Source organism: Arenibacter palladensis, assembly GCF_900129275.1.
GTDB lineage: Bacteria > Bacteroidota > Bacteroidia > Flavobacteriales > Flavobacteriaceae > Arenibacter > Arenibacter palladensis.
The window spans coordinates 63,092-78,573 of the sequence record NZ_FQUX01000013.1 but is presented as its reverse complement, the minus strand read 5'-3'; the positions used below and the strand labels follow the sequence as shown (position 1 = coordinate 78,573).

Here is a 15,482-nt window from a genome sequence, read left to right as displayed (position 1 = left end):
CCGCCGACTCCGACATTGCTTCGTTAGCGGGGTGCAAATCTACCACCCTTTTTTAAATCCACAAGGGTTTTTTGAAACTTTTTTCGCCTTTTTTTGAGGGTACGCCACAACCCGCTGTCAACAAGCATATTGCGACACCAAACGACCCGCAAAAAGGGAAAACAATTTAACGCTTTTTCCCCGTACCGCAAAAAAAAGACGCGTTAAAATTACTACAGGCCGCCTTGGGCCTGCCCGCAGAGGGCAGGGGGCGCAGCCGCATCCCCAAAGCAGGGCAAGGGATACGGCACGGCACACGGCCCGACATAAGGAGGGAAACGCCAAACGACTAGACTATATATGTATAAGTATAAAATCGTTCCTATATATATTGCCAACATAAATACTAGATGTTATCTTTGCACACTTATTACGACAAAAAAGCATGATTAAAATAACTTTACCAGACGGGAGCGTTAGGGAATATGCCGAAGGAACAACCCCTTTAGCGGTAGCCAAAAGCATAAGCGAAGGCTTGGCACGAAATATTATTTCAGCAAAATTCAACGGAGTTACCGTTGAAACCGTAACACCTTTAAAGGAAGATGGATCCCTGGTCCTCTACAGCTGGAATGACAAGGAAGGCAAAACCGCATTCTGGCATTCTACCTCCCACGTTGTGGCCCAAGCTCTGGAAGAACTGTACCCCGGTGTAAAACTTACCATAGGACCAGCCATTGATAACGGTTTTTATTATGATGTAGATTTGGCGGAGGGCTCTATTTCTGAAAAGGACTTTCCGGAGATTGAGAAAAAGGCCTTGGAAATTGCCAGGGGAAAACACGATTTTAAAATGCGTTCCGCTACCAAGGCCGAGGCATTGGAACTATACAGATCACAAGGGAACCAATATAAGGTAGAACTTATTGAAAATCTGGAAGACGGTACCATTACCTTTTGTGACCATGATACCTTCACCGATCTATGTAGAGGAGGACACATACCCAATACAGGCATTATAAAGGCCATTAAAATATTAAGTGTAGCTGGTGCCTATTGGAGAGGGAATGAAAAAAACAATCAGTTGACCAGGGTTTACGGTATTTCCTTTCCTAAACAGAAAGAACTTACGGAGTACCTGGAACTATTGGAAGAGGCAAAAAAAAGGGACCATAGGAAACTGGGCAAGGAATTGGAACTTTTCACCTTCTCTCAAAAAGTAGGACAAGGCCTCCCCTTATGGCTTCCAAAAGGCGCAGCTCTGCGGGAGCGATTGGAGAATTTCTTAAAGAAGGCTCAGAAGAAAGCCGGATATGAGATGGTGGTTACCCCGCATATAGGACAGAAGGAACTTTATGTTACTTCTGGACATTATGCCAAATACGGAGAAGACAGTTTTCAACCCATAAAAACTCCAAAAGAAGATGAGGAGTTCTTGTTGAAGCCTATGAACTGTCCACATCACTGTGAAATTTACAACACCAAGCCGTTTAGCTACAGGGAACTTCCAAAAAGATATGCAGAATTCGGAACTGTTTACCGTTATGAACAGAGTGGAGAATTGCACGGCCTTACCAGGGTACGTGGCTTTACTCAGGATGACGCGCACATATTCTGTACTCCCGATCAGTTGGCGGATGAATTTAAAAATGTTATCGACCTAACCCTATATGTGTTGGGATCGTTGGGCTTTGGTAATTTTACGGCCCAAGTATCCGTAAGGGATCTGGAAAAACCGGAAAAGTATATCGGTTCTATTGAAAACTGGGAAAAGGCGGAAAATGCCATTATAAACGCCGCTAAGGAAAAAGGTCTTGATTTTGTTATAGAAAGTGGTGAAGCCGCTTTTTATGGTCCAAAGTTGGATTTTATGGTAAAAGACGCACTTGGAAGGAACTGGCAATTGGGAACCATCCAGGTAGACTACAATTTACCAGAACGATTTGACCTTACCTATAAAGGTAGCGACAATGAACTGCACAGACCCGTTATGATCCACAGGGCCCCTTTCGGAAGTATGGAACGATTTATAGCTTTATTACTGGAACATACCGGTGGGAATTTCCCCCTTTGGCTGATGCCAGAGCAAGCTATAATCCTCCCTGTCAGCGAAAAACATGAAATATATGCCCAAAAAGTTTTAAATTCCTTGGAAAATAACGACATTCGCGCCCTCATTGACAACCGAAATGAAACGGTTGGCAAAAAAATACGTGAAGCAGAGATGAATAAAATACCATTTATGCTGATCGTAGGGGAGAATGAAGAAAAAGAGGAAACCATTTCCATTAGAAGGCACGGCGGTGAAGATTTAGGTGCCATCTCCGTAAATGCCTTTACCGACTTGGTAATAAATGAAATAAACAGTACCTTAAAGTCGTTTTAAAAAAAAGTTTAACTAAAAATATTACGTCATAGCAATTAGAAAAAGATTTAGACCCCAACCTAGGAGGGAAAACAAAAACCCTCACAACATCAATGAAAGTATTTCATCGCCCAAGGTTAGGTTGGTTGGCGACAATGTAGAAGTAGGTGTATATAGCACCCGTGAAGCCTTGGCCAAAGCGGAAGAACTGGAATTGGACTTAGTGGAGATTTCCCCTAAAGCAGATCCTCCAGTGTGTAAAATTATAGATTACAAGAAATTCCTTTACGAGCAAAAGAAAAGGGAAAAGGTCATGAAGGCCAAAGCCACCAAAGTAATCGTAAAAGAAATAAGGTTTGGTCCACAAACGGATGATCACGATTATGAATTTAAGAAGAAGCACGCAGAAAAATTCTTAAAAGATGGTGCCAAGCTAAAGGCCTATGTATTTTTCAAAGGTCGTTCCATTGTTTATAAGGACCAAGGAGAGATACTATTACTTAAGTTGGCATCCGAGTTGGAAGATTTGGGCAAAGTGGAACAAATGCCAAAACTGGAGGGTAAGCGTATGACCATGTTCATTGCCCCAAAAACTAAAAAATAACCTATGCCTTTTGGCTTTGGTTGCAAAAATAAAAATGCTAAAAGTGTTTTAGCATAAAGATAGTAAGCGAGATAAATTAATAAATAGGAAGAAAATGCCTAAACAGAAAACAAAATCCAGTGCCAAAAAGCGATTTAAGCTTACTGGTAGTGGTAAAATTAAAAGAAAGCACGCCTTTAAAAGCCATATTCTAACGAAGAAGTCTAAAAAGCGTAAGCTAGCGTTAACCCACTCTGCATTAGTGCACGAGGCGGATGTTAACAGTATTAAGGAACAATTGCGTTTAAAGTAATCGTTCCAACGGTAATTATTAACCCTGGAGTTAGGCCGTAAAAGTATTCTACATTAAAGGATCGCCTACTACAAAAAACAATTAAAATTATGCCAAGATCAGTAAATTCAGTTGCTTCCAGAGCCAGAAGAAAAAAGGTAATGAAGCAAGCCAAAGGATACTTTGGAAGACGTAAAAACGTTTGGACAGTAGCCAAAAATGCGGTTGAAAAAGCAATGTTATATGCTTATAGAGACCGTAGAAACAAGAAAAGAAATTTCCGTTCCCTATGGATTACCCGTATCAACGCTGGTGCCAGATTGCACGGAATGTCCTATTCCCAGTTTATGGGCAAGGTAAAAGCCAACAACATAGAGCTAAACCGTAAGGTATTGGCGGATTTGGCCATGAACCACCCAGAGGCTTTCAAGGCTATTGTGAACAAAGTAAAATAAATTAATAAACTTATCTCGCTTATAAGTAAAAAACCTGTTCCAAATGGAACAGGTTTTTTTTTATCCCCAGTTAGTGTTCTTCAGGAATCTCCAACTCTAAACCAAGATCAGAAACAATTATTGTGTTTATGACAAATTAGGAATAATTTGATCAGTCGTGTTTTTGGATCAATAGTTTTAATTAATAGGAGCAATCTAGTAAAACCAATGATTAAATTATTCTATCATTTTACTCAATTGGTTGTTATTGTTTTTTTATCGGATTTCGTGAATCTTCGATTTCTTTGCTTTCCAATGAAACCGACGCAGGAGGTTCATGAATACCTTAATATAAAATACAAAGGCAATGAATAAAACGAAACAAACCCGCCTTGCCGTCGGGCAGGAGAAAAGACCCTTCTTCGCTAGGTGGTCCCTAAAATCTCTGGATTTTAAGGACCGATGCCATGGCCTAAATTATTTCCATGGCTTCAATAATTCTTAACGGCCATGTCATCTCCACGACGGAAGAAGAACGACCGAACCATAGACCTTCAGAACAATGCCCAAAGGTATTTAATAACGGAAAATGACCTATCCTCACATGAAGGTCGACGGAACGAAAGGACCGGCCTATTTTCAATTTCGTCTTAAATCAAGTGGTTTCCACATTGGGTTCAGGAAGCTGTCCAAAGAGCATTTCACCCTAGTGAAAGCGGCCTGGACGGCGCGGCCGTGGAAAATGCGTAGATTTAAAGAAATTTAAAATCAGCCTAGCGTTTTTTGGTTCGTTTTTTGGGCGATGCAAAAAATGAACAGAACACAAACTTGAGATAGTAAATTATATCTTCTTGCAATTCACACACAACTTTTGGGATTGATCCCAGAACCAACTATTGTTAGGTCGTTTTTATTTTACTGATAGCCGCCTTAAATTCTTCCCAGTCTATCAACTCATCGCCAGATTTGTCATAACCTTCAATAAGCTTGGAAGAAACTATTCCCCGCAAAAATCCACTAATTTCCGCCTTCTTCAACAATTCAACAATCTCGCTTTTTTTGAGTTTGCCATCACCATCTTCATCAAAAAAATTATAAGCCTCCTCTGGAGTTTCAAATTTATTGGTGATTAGGATCTGTATTTTATCCAATATCATATCCTTTGTAGCCATATCCTATTCATTAAAATTCATATTACACTAATTTACTAAATAAAATACAGTTGCCTAAACTCCGAAATAGCTTATTACCAAATTACGGCCACTGGCATTATTCCTATGTTCGCACAAATAAATACCCTGCCAAATTCCCAAATTCAATTTTCCATCGCTAATGGGTATCTGTACAGAGGCTCCCATCAAAGAGGATTTTATGTGTGCAGGCATGTCGTCCGAACCTTCGTAATCATGAAGGTAATAGGGCGCGTTTTCTGGCACCATGATATTCATATGACTTTCAAAATCGGACCTAACAGTGGAATCCGCATTCTCATTAATGGTAAGGCTTGCCGATGTATGCTTTATGAACACCTGCATCATGCCTGTTTGAATCCTTTTTAAATGTGGAAGGTGGTCCAATATGGTGTGCGTTATTAAATGAAAGCCCCTACTATAAGCCTTTAAACGTAATTCTTCTTGATAAAACAGCATAACGATTGGTATTTGTAATTTATTCAAATTTCGATAAATATTAAGAAATGTGAAACTTTATACAAGAAGGCCATTAAATAAGCCAATATCAAATACCTTTGCAACTTAATTTATTTGAATGGATTTAACACAGGTAAAAATGGTGGTCTCCGATATGGACGGCACCCTATTGAACTCCAAACATGAAGTAAGCAGTAAATTCTTTAAATTATTCCAAGAATTAAAAAAGCGCGACATTACGTTTGTTGCCGCAAGTGGACGGCAATATAACAGTATTGTGAACAAACTGGATGTCATTAAAGATGATATCATAGTTGTGGCGGAGAACGGAGCTTTTGTTAAAAAGCAAGACCAAGAATTGCTGGCTACCCCTTTGAACCAAAATACTATTAAAAGCACTATAGAACTTTTAAGGAACGTTGAGGGTATACATCCCGTGCTATGCGGAAAGAATAATGCCTACATCAATGGAAATTCCGATGATTTTGTAAATAAATTGAGGGAATATTATTCCGAGTTTAGTATACTAAACGACATTTCCTCCTTTGATGGAGAGGTCCTAAAAATAGCCATTTACCATTTTGAAAGTTCCGAAAAGCATATCTATCCTTTGGTAAATCATCTAGAATCCGAATTAAAAGTAAAAGTTTCCGGGGAGAATTGGCTGGATATTTCCCATATGAACGCCAACAAAGGTTACGCGCTTCAACACATTCAAGAAAAGTTCGGAATTAGCAGACAGGAAACCATGGTTTTTGGAGATTACAACAACGACCTGGAAATGTTGGCAATGGCCGATTTTAGTTTTGCGATGGCCAATGCCCATCCCAATGTAAAACAAGCGGCTAAATACCGAGCCGATAGTAATGATAATAATGGAGTGGAAAAAATATTGGAATTAATGCTTTCACAAACCTAATATTTACTACCAATTATTGATCCATACCCAACAAGGCACTAGGTAGGTATCCCATGTTCTTTTTGAATGCCACGGTAAAATGTTGAGGGTTGGAATACCCTACTTCATAAGAAGCTTGAGCAATAGTATAGTTATCCTCAAGAATCAAAGCTTTGGCCTTTTGCATTCGCAAACTGGTTATAAACTTAAAAATGGTAGTATTGTGGACCTTCTTAAAGTAACTTTTTAGCTTTGTTGTATTATATCCCGCCACTGACGACAATTCCTTAATAGTCAATGGTTTCTTTAAGTGGGTCTCCATATAGTAAACCAAATTTTCAATAGTTTCATAATCCGATGCCGATAAGGACACCTTTCTATTCGTACCTATTTGTGTTTCTTGCCCCAAAAACAGGTCAATAAGCAACAATCTAATTTTAGATTCCAGGTAGTGGACCTTGGCATTACTAGTTAAATTGCAATTTAAAATCTCATTAATCGCTAAATGCAAAGGCCTGGTTATTGGCTTTGCTCTACTCCAAAAACCAAGTGCAGCGTTGTTTGCGAACATTTTGTTGTCCACATTATATTCTTTACCCAACAATTCCTCAAGAAATTCTCCCTTGAAAAATACTTCCAAGGCTTCATAATTTTTTCCAATCAGTTTCTGGTCAAAAAGGTCCTTGGACCAGTGAACAATGTTATAAGAACCAGAAGGTATAACCAAATTAATTGAATCGTTACGACGCTTGCACTCATAGGATCCTTGTATTATAAAATGAATCCCTATATAGGTATCCTGACCTTTTACCTCTTCCACAAATTCATCAGTTAGGGACAATTTACGTATAAGGATCATGGCCTTATCCGTTCTAATTTCTTCTTGCCACCCTCCTATCTTGCCCTTAAGTTCGTCCGAGATAAAAGTACTGGTAGATTTTTCCAATACAATTTGGTCTGTTTCTTTATTTGTAAGTGTACACCTTCTTAAGTTCCAAAGCCCAATATTCGTCACTTCTTTATTCGTTACTAATAATTCCTTTCTCGTTAGTCCCAACTGAAAACATAATTTAGATTTGCAAAGTTATTTATTTAGACTAAATCTTAATAAAAATAATCAATTATTTAATGAAAAGATTACTTCACATTTTATTAATGGTGACGGTCTCGTCCATGCAAGCTCAGAAACCATCTGGGACATTGTCTGGCAGAGTAAGTGATACTGCAGGAAATCCTTTGGCTTATGCCAGCGTATTGTTGGAGGAATTAAAACTTGGCGTCCTTACAGACGACAATGGGGCTTACATCATTAGTAAGGTGCCCCCAGGAAAGCACAGGGCCTTAGTTTCCTATCTAGGCTACAGTACCCGTACCGTAACCATTGAGGTTAATGAAAACCATAGTGACATTAGGATTGATTTTACCTTAGCTGAGTCCCTTGAAAACTTGGATGAAGTAACGGTTAATGGAAAAAGCAAGGAAACTGAGCTGGAAACTAAAGGCTTTGCCGTAAACGCCGTAAAAACCAAGGAAGCCAGTCTTCGAAATATTCAAACCAACGAATTGCTCAACACCACAGTTGGTGTAAAAATTCGTCAAAATGGAGGGTTAGGTTCTGACGTTAACTATAGTTTAAATGGATTGTCCGGAAACTCTGTAAGAATTTTTATTGATGGAATCCCTACTTCTGTATATGGTTCCTCATTTAACCTTAACAGTATACCTACTTCAATGATCAAACAAATTGAGGTATACAAAGGAGTAGTTCCAGGGCATTTGGCAGACGACGCTTTGGGTGGGGCCATTAATATTGTACTTGATGGGGAAGCAAAAAACAACCTCAATGCTTCCGTTTCTTATGGATCCTTCAACACCTTACAAGCAAGTGTCAATAGTTTATATCGTTTTGAAAAATCCGGATTCACCGTAAAAGCCTCTGGTTTTTATAATTATTCCGACAATGACTATAAAGTTTCGGGTAGAAGTATTGTAGTTACAGGTCTAGGCGGAGTGCAAACTCCTATTACGGCCAGAAGATTTAACGATGCATATAGATCCACCGGTGGAATGGCTCAAATTGGTTATACCGATGTAAAATGGGCCGACCAATTTTTAGTTGGCCTTACGGGTTCCAATGAATATAAAGAAGTTCAACACGGTGCATTTATGACCATTACCCCCTATAAGGATAGGTTCTTTGAATCTGATGCCATGCTGGCCAATGTAACTTATCAAAAGAAAAATCTTTTTGTAAAAGGAATGGATTTAAATATACACGGCCTGTACGGCAAAAGAAATCGTGCGGTCAACGATACCGTTGCTTGGGCCTATAGTTGGAATGGAGAAAGGGCCATTGATTACAAAGGAGACGAATATCAGTACTCCTGGGATTCACAGCAAGAGGGAGGTCCTACTCTAGCTAAAATTAATAGAAAGGTAGCATCTATTAGATCAGGGCTGTCCTATAGCATAAATAACCATCATAAAATTTTGATCAACCATGTTTATAGCGGAATTGACAGAGAAGACAGTGATGCTTTAAGATCCGTCTTGGAAAACACATTTAAGGGAACACGGGATTTATATAAAAACATATATTCCCTAACCTATGAGTTAACAGCATTTGACGAAAAACTTAACGCCAATTTATTTGGAAAACACTATCACCAAAAAACAACAAGTATTGATCCTGCTATAGAGGAAGACTCAAATGGGAACGACATCATAGTTGACGAAATAGTAAGTAGCAATAATAAACACGAAGGATATGGTTTTGCCCTTTCCTATGCCATTATACCGAACATCACGCTATTGGCCTCAGCTGAAAGGGCTATACGTTTACCGAACGAAACCGAAGTATTTGGCAATGATGGCGATAATGTAGTGGCAAATCCGAGCATAGGTCCGGAACTAAGCCAAAACTACAACTTGGGGTTAAGATTAGGTATGTTCAACATTAAAAACCATGAGTTTACCATATCAAGCAATGTATTCACTCGAAATATTAAAGACAGAATTGGTTTACCTATAGAAACATCGCTAAATGTTGATGATGAATTAATACTCTATGTTAACCAAGGAAATGCAAAATCCAAAGGAATAGATGCCCAACTAAATTATTCCCATAACAATAACCTAGGACTTAACTTCAATATTTCGCACTTTAAATTGACTACCGAATCAGCCAATGGAACGGAATTCGATATTCCAAACACACCTTTTTTTACAATGACCGGTGGCTTGCGCTATTCATTTAAAGATCTAATACAAAAAAACTCACGATTAAATCTATTCTATGGCCTGTATTTCACGGAGGAGTTTTCATACTTAACCTCCCAGGGGTCCAACACTATAGGTGATGATTTTTTTAAAGTTCCCCAACAATTGGCACAAGATCTTGGACTTAGTTACAAATTCCCCAACAACAATATTGTAATGAGTTTTGATATCAAAAATATTTTCGACAAACCTGTATACGACAATCTATCCGTACAAAAACCGGGGAGAGCTTTTTACCTAAAATTTAATTACACAATCAATAATTTTTAATCTTTTAAACCTAACAGAAATATGAAAAGTACCATTTTTGACTTTAAAATGTTAACAGCAATTGTTCTAACACTTGGCCTAGCGACCTCTTGTAGTAATGATGATAGCCCAACTTCCCCAGATACCGATGGTGGAACAGGAACTGGGGACGAATCCCGATGGATAACCGTAGCCGCTGCCAGAATGGGTGAAGAACCCGGCGATGGAAACGGAGGAACGCTAATTTATGCAGTAAGTAGTGAAGACGCCAAAGACCCTACTATTTCCATTGAACCTTTCGAAAATGGGTTTATCGCCCCATCCAACAGAACTGCAAGGTTACAATCTTCTGAAGATGGAAGCACTATATTTAATATTAGTTATGCAGGAGATACCGGTGGAAACTACACTAAATATACTGTAGAAGGCGGTCAAACCTTCTCCCAAACAGGTTCTGAGATCAGTATTGCCCCATATGTAGGAACGGCTCCTAGGTGGATCAAATTATTTGACGGGGACCAGACTGGAGCGGCCGTTTATGTATCCACAGAACATGAAACCGATGATGCCGGTAATTACACGCGTACAAATGCTACTATTGGTGTGGTAACATTAGATTTAGTGAACTCTTCCATAAATAATTATCAAGAGCATGATGTATCATTGAGTGCAGAAGAAGAAGCAAATGGTTACTATATATCTAGAATTGATATGCCCGTATTAAATGCCGCTGGAGATAAATTATACATTGGAGCCCGTTTAAGCAAAGTTGATCCCGCCACTACGGAAAGTGAAAGTGATTATGAGATATTAGGATCCAAAACTATAGTCTTGGACTACCCATCCTTATTGAATCCATCAGTAATTACTTCTACCGTAGGCCATGGAAACACCAACGGATACCGTAGCATTAATGCCTTCCTTTATAAAGGAAGTGTTTATCAGGCCAATCAAAGTGATCCTGCAGGATCCCACATTTTAAAAATTGACGCAAATAACGAGTATGACGATTCCTATGTATTTAGTTTAGATACTGCCCTAGGTGTTGAAGATGCGTACATTCTTGGCTGGAGACCAGCCGCCAACGGAAAAGCCGTCCTGGCATACCAGCATGCCGGTTCTGAAATTGGATTGGCCGGGGCCCAAGGATTTTTTGCATTAGTGGATTTAGAAGCGAAAACCGCTCAGAAAATTGAAGCTATCCCTTATGACCCGGATTTCTACTTATTCCAATACCAAGGTTTTGTAGTTGATGGCACAGAAATATATGTTACCCAAGCTCCTGTTGGACAAAACGGAAATATTTACGTAGTAGATACCGAAAAAGGTGAAGTAACAAAAGGTGCCGAGCTGGTCAACGTAGAAGGAAGCCACTTTATTGGTACTTTTTAGATCCAAAGAGGTGCATTAGGGGAATAAATATCACCCTAGAGTTTCTACCTTTAAAGAGTGGTATTTTGCATTATATTGAAAAAAAATCGAATTTCCCCATAGATTTTGAATAATGATACTCTGAGGAAACCATCTGGATCACCGTTTAATAATTGGAAAAAGCATAAAACTGTTGTAGTGGTCTAGGCCAGTACAACAGTTTTTTTGTTTATAGTCCATACCATGCCTAAGACAAAAAGCCTCAATATTAGGTTTTTTGCTTCTTTTTCTGGGCGGCAGGAAACAATACGTTGTTCAGGATAAGTCGATAACCAGGAGAGGTAGGGTGCAATTCCAATTCTGTTTTGGGATCCCCTACCCTATGTTGATAATCTTCCGGATCGTGCCCGCCATAGAAGGTAAAGAATCCTTTTCCTTTAATTCCATGAATATACCTGGCCTCCCCATTAATTTTATTTTCCCCCAAAACCAAGACCGTAGGTTTAATCTCTTCCCTTGCAAAAGCAGTAGTCTGCCCCATGAATCCTTTGACCAGTGCTGTGTGGTTCTGACATAACATGGTAGGAACGGGGTCCCATTTTGCAGAGAAATCCATTAAGGAAAAATAGTCCGAATTCCGGGGTACATTATCCCGCTTATTGGTCATATCTATCGAAGAAAATTCATATTGCAATGGATTGCGCTCCAAAATAAAATTGGTAAAGGCAAAAGTTTTCCCATAGTCCAGCTTAGCCTGGTAATTGGCGTCCGACGGATCTCCATCGAACATTGGCTCACATATATCCACCTCGTCCGCAGCCAAGGCAATATCAAAACTATCTGTGGCAGAGCACATGGCAAACATAAATCCTCCCCCTATAACATAATTTCTTATTTTCAGTGCCACGGCCCGTTTTTCCTCCGAAACTTTATTGAACCCCAATTTTAGGGCCAATGCCTCTGCCTGCTGTTTGCCTTCAATATACCAAGGTGCCGCCCTATAGGCGCCATAAAATTTTCCGTATTGCCCAGTAAAGTCTTCATGGTGCAAGTGCAGCCAATCATAGAGCACCAATTTGTCCTCCAAAACTTCCTCATCGTAAATCTGATCATAAGGAATTTCGGCATAGGTAAGTACCATAGTAACCGCATCGTCCCAAGGTGAATTATCCTTAGGGGAATAAACTGCTATTTTTGGGGCCTTCTCCAAAATAACCGCTTCTTGGTTCTGAGAAGGACTTGCAATTTCTTCTAAAATAACTTGGGTCTGGGAATCGGAAACAATCTCAAAAGACACACCCCTTATCTGACATTCCTTCCGAATATTTTCCCCATCCGGCAACAAAAAAGATCCTCCCCTATAATTTAACAGCCACTGTACTTTTTGCTGTTTGGTCAATACCCAATAGGTGATACCATATGCCTTTAAATGGTTTTTCTGACTATCAGCATCCATAGGAATAAGAATGGACGAGGCTGAAACTTCCATTATAAAAAAAAGAATAAAGAAAAGGGAGAAAAAACACTTTTGCATGTACCAATATCTAATGTGCATCTTCCCAAAGATAATGGAAAATTGATGTTTCAGTTTTGAAATGGGGTTAAAATTTTCAAAATGACCCATTGCCATGAGACAAAGTGCAAACACCTTTTTTACTGCTAATTAGAGGAAAACCAAAAAAAGTAACTTTTAGGATGAACAATTTACAACCTTAAAATGGTACATCATTATCATCCTGCATGGAATCATCATTCATGGAACTACCAAAGGCTTCGTTGGCATTCGGCAGGTTTTTGGTGATAAAGGGATTATCATCATCCGCATTCATTTTCGACTGAAATTCAAAAGGGGAATCAAAATCATCCAAGTTGTCAAACTTACCTAAATGCCCCAAGAACTTGAGACGAATATTTTCCAGACCACCATTTCTGTGCTTTGCTACAATAAATTCTGCTTGTCCGGCAGTAGGCGAACGTTCTTCGTCATCCCATTCGTCAATCTTATAATATTCCGGTCTATAGATAAAGGAAACAATATCCGCATCCTGCTCTATTGCCCCGGATTCCCGTAAATCCGATAAAATTGGTCGTTTACTACCTCCCCTGGTCTCCACCGCACGCGATAACTGGGACAGAGCAATAACAGGAACGTTCAATTCCTTGGCCAGGGCCTTTAAGTTCCTGGATATGGTAGATATTTCCTGTTCCCGGTTTCCTCCTTTTTGACTTCCCCCTGCGGTCATCAACTGCAAATAATCAATAATGATCATCTTAATATCGTGCTGGGAAGCCAAACGCCTGGCCTTTGCCCTAAGGTCGAAAATAGAAAGTGATGGGGTATCATCAATAAACAAAGGTGCAGTCTCCAAGGCCTTAACCTTAACGTTCAACTGTTCCCATTCATGTTTCTCCAATCTTCCTGTTCTTAATTTTTCGGAAGACAGGCCGGTCTCCGAAGATATCAATCTGGTAATCAACTGGACTGATGACATTTCCAGGGAAAAGAAAGCCACTCCAATATTGGAGTTCACTGCAATATTTCTGGCCATGGACAAGGTAAGGGCCGTTTTACCCATACCTGGACGAGCTGCCACGATAACCAAGTCACTTGGCTGCCATCCTGAAGTTAATTTGTCCAATTTATCGAAACCGGATGGGATACCACTAAGCCCTTCCTTACCTGCAATTTCCTCTATCCGCTTCTTGGCCTGTATCACTAAATTCTGGGCCGTCTCGGCAGAACGCTTCAAGTTGCCCTGGGTTACGTCGTATAATTTGGATTCGGCTGTGTCCAATAAGTCGAACACGTCTGTAGAATCCTCATAGGCCTCCTCAATTATTTCATTTGAAATCTTAATAAGACTACGCTGGATAAATTTCTGAAGGATAATACGCGCATGGAACTCAATGTGCGCGGAAGAAGCTACTTTTTGGGTTAATTTTATCAGGTAAAAATCGCCTCCGGCACTCTCTAACCGACCATCCTTCTTTAACTGGGACGAAACGGTTAATAAATCCACCGGTTCAGAATTTTCAAACAACTTAAAAATGGCTTCGTAGATATATCTATGGGCATCCTTGTAAAAGACTTCAGGATGTAGGATATCTATTACTTCATCCACCCCCTTTTTATCAATCATCATTGCCCCAAGTACAACTTCCTCTAAATCAGTAGCTTGAGGGGGTATTTTTCCCTTCTCAAGGCTAATGATGGTCGACTTGTCTATTCGATGACCAATAATGGGGTTTGTTTTTTCCATGAGTGCTAAATTATACAAATAAGATTTAAAAAGAGATTTGGGATATTAACAGTTGTTCAACAATTTACCTGTTGATAAGTTACGAAATTTGTTCATAAGCAAAAAAAAACCGGAGAATTTCCGCTCCAGTTTTTTTTACCTTGATAATAAGGGATACTATCCATTAAATACCCCCATATTGGCATATTTTTCCATACGGTTTTTTACCAATTCTTTTGGTGATAACTTTTTTAATTCCTCATAATGGGAAGAAATTTTATTTTTTACAATTTCAAAAGTCTTATCCCTATTGGCATGTGCACCACCTACCGGTTCACGAACGATCTCATCTATCAATTTCATCTTTTTCATGTCCGTTGCCGTAAGCTTTAGTGCCTCTGCCGCAATTTCCTTATACTCCCAACTTCTCCAAAGTATGGAAGAACAGGATTCAGGTGAAATAACGGAGTACCAAGTATTTTCCAACATCAATACCTTATCCCCTACACCAATACCCAATGCACCTCCAGAAGCGCCTTCACCTATAATTACCACAATAATGGGAACCTTTAGGCGGGTCATTTCCAAAATATTTCTTGCAATGGCCTCCCCTTGGCCCCTTTCCTCCGCCTCAATTCCTGGATATGCCCCTGGAGTATCTATTAGGCAAACCACGGGGATACCGAATTTTTCGGCAGACTTCATTAAACGCAATGCTTTTCTATATCCTTCAGGATTGGCCATACCAAAATTTCGTAGTTGCCTTGTTTTGGTATTATAGCCTTTCTGCTGACCAACGAACATATAACTCTGATCCCCAATTTTACCAAGGCCGCCGATCATTGCCTTATCATCCTTTACATTGCGATCGCCATGCAATTCCAAAAAGGTTTCCCCGCAAATGGCCCTAATATAATCCAAGGTATAGGGTCTGTTGGGATGCCTTGACAATTGCACCCTCTGCCACGCAGTTAGGTTTTTATATATTTCCTTTCGGGTCTCAACGAGTTTTTTCTCAATTTGTTTACATGTCTCAGAAACATCAACTTCACTCTCTTCACCGATTATCATGCACTTATCCAATTGCTCTTCCAGCTCTTTAATTGGCAGTTCAAAATCTAAATACTCCATAGGTTTATAGGTT

The 15,482-nt window shown here is 39.5% G+C and carries 14 protein-coding genes; 8 read left to right on the top strand and 6 right to left on the bottom strand.

Annotation, left to right across the window (positions count from 1 at the left end):
- Nucleotides 1-424: 424 nt before the first annotated feature.
- From thrS to BUA60_RS23135, 5 genes are all read left to right on the top strand, one after another.
- On the top strand, nt 425-2,365 hold the full coding sequence (gene thrS / locus BUA60_RS22115) for a threonine--tRNA ligase (protein ID WP_072865646.1): 1,941 nt from the start codon (nt 425-427) through the stop codon (nt 2,363-2,365).
- 28 nt (nt 2,366-2,393) lie between these two features.
- Nucleotides 2,394-2,948, top strand: a complete 555-nt coding sequence (gene infC / locus BUA60_RS22110; RefSeq protein WP_083260705.1) for a translation initiation factor IF-3 — start codon at nt 2,394-2,396, stop codon at nt 2,946-2,948.
- Between the two features lie 94 nt (nt 2,949-3,042).
- Nucleotides 3,043-3,240 (top strand): 50S ribosomal protein L35, encoded by a 198-nt coding sequence (gene rpmI, locus BUA60_RS22105; RefSeq protein WP_072865642.1) that lies wholly within the window; start codon nt 3,043-3,045, stop codon nt 3,238-3,240.
- An 89-nt stretch (nt 3,241-3,329) separates the two neighbouring features.
- Nucleotides 3,330-3,674, top strand: coding sequence for a 50S ribosomal protein L20 (gene rplT / locus BUA60_RS22100; protein WP_031444752.1), 345 nt, complete (start codon nt 3,330-3,332; stop codon nt 3,672-3,674).
- Nucleotides 3,675-4,163: 489 nt separating this feature from the next.
- The gene (locus BUA60_RS23135) at nt 4,164-4,307 is read left to right on the top strand and encodes a hypothetical protein (protein ID WP_178347052.1); all 144 of its coding nucleotides are present in this window, start codon (nt 4,164-4,166) and stop codon (nt 4,305-4,307) included.
- 245 nt (nt 4,308-4,552) lie between these two features.
- Here BUA60_RS23135 and BUA60_RS22095 read toward each other — a convergent pair whose 3' ends face one another.
- Together BUA60_RS22095 and BUA60_RS22090 are read right to left on the bottom strand one after the other, a co-directional pair.
- Complete coding sequence (locus tag BUA60_RS22095) at nt 4,553-4,825, bottom strand: EF-hand domain-containing protein (RefSeq protein ID WP_072865640.1); 273 nt, start codon at nt 4,823-4,825, stop codon at nt 4,553-4,555.
- A 54-nt stretch (nt 4,826-4,879) separates the two neighbouring features.
- Entirely contained in the window at nt 4,880-5,302 is a 423-nt protein-coding gene (locus BUA60_RS22090; RefSeq protein WP_072865638.1) for a secondary thiamine-phosphate synthase enzyme YjbQ, read from the bottom strand.
- Between the two features lie 118 nt (nt 5,303-5,420).
- On the opposite strand from BUA60_RS22090, the gene BUA60_RS22085 reads away from it, so the two are divergent.
- Entirely contained in the window at nt 5,421-6,221 is an 801-nt protein-coding gene (locus BUA60_RS22085; RefSeq protein ID WP_072865636.1) for an HAD family hydrolase, read from the top strand.
- Nucleotides 6,222-6,234: 13 nt separating this feature from the next.
- Here BUA60_RS22085 and BUA60_RS22080 read toward each other — a convergent pair whose 3' ends face one another.
- Nucleotides 6,235-7,257: a helix-turn-helix domain-containing protein gene (locus BUA60_RS22080; RefSeq protein ID WP_072865634.1), complete on the bottom strand. Its 1,023-nt coding sequence runs from the start codon at nt 7,255-7,257 to the stop codon at nt 6,235-6,237.
- A gap of 71 nt (nt 7,258-7,328) precedes the next feature.
- Between BUA60_RS22080 and BUA60_RS22075 the strand changes: the two genes are divergently transcribed.
- The gene (locus tag BUA60_RS22075) at nt 7,329-9,749 is read left to right on the top strand and encodes a TonB-dependent receptor (protein WP_084532724.1); all 2,421 of its coding nucleotides are present in this window, start codon (nt 7,329-7,331) and stop codon (nt 9,747-9,749) included.
- Between the two features lie 21 nt (nt 9,750-9,770).
- Nucleotides 9,771-11,120, top strand: a complete 1,350-nt coding sequence (locus tag BUA60_RS22070) for a hypothetical protein (protein ID WP_072865632.1) — start codon at nt 9,771-9,773, stop codon at nt 11,118-11,120.
- Nucleotides 11,121-11,367: 247 nt separating this feature from the next.
- On the opposite strand, the gene BUA60_RS22065 is transcribed toward BUA60_RS22070, so the two are convergent.
- From BUA60_RS22065 to BUA60_RS22055, 3 genes are all read right to left on the bottom strand, one after another.
- Nucleotides 11,368-12,588, bottom strand: a complete 1,221-nt coding sequence (locus BUA60_RS22065) for an asparagine synthetase B (RefSeq protein WP_317043226.1) — start codon at nt 12,586-12,588, stop codon at nt 11,368-11,370.
- Between the two features lie 223 nt (nt 12,589-12,811).
- Nucleotides 12,812-14,359 (bottom strand): replicative DNA helicase, encoded by a 1,548-nt coding sequence (dnaB, locus tag BUA60_RS22060; RefSeq protein WP_072865630.1) that lies wholly within the window; start codon nt 14,357-14,359, stop codon nt 12,812-12,814.
- 156 nt (nt 14,360-14,515) lie between these two features.
- Entirely contained in the window at nt 14,516-15,469 is a 954-nt protein-coding gene (locus BUA60_RS22055) for an acetyl-CoA carboxylase carboxyltransferase subunit alpha (protein ID WP_072865628.1), read from the bottom strand.
- Between the last annotated feature and the right edge of the window lie 13 nt (nt 15,470-15,482).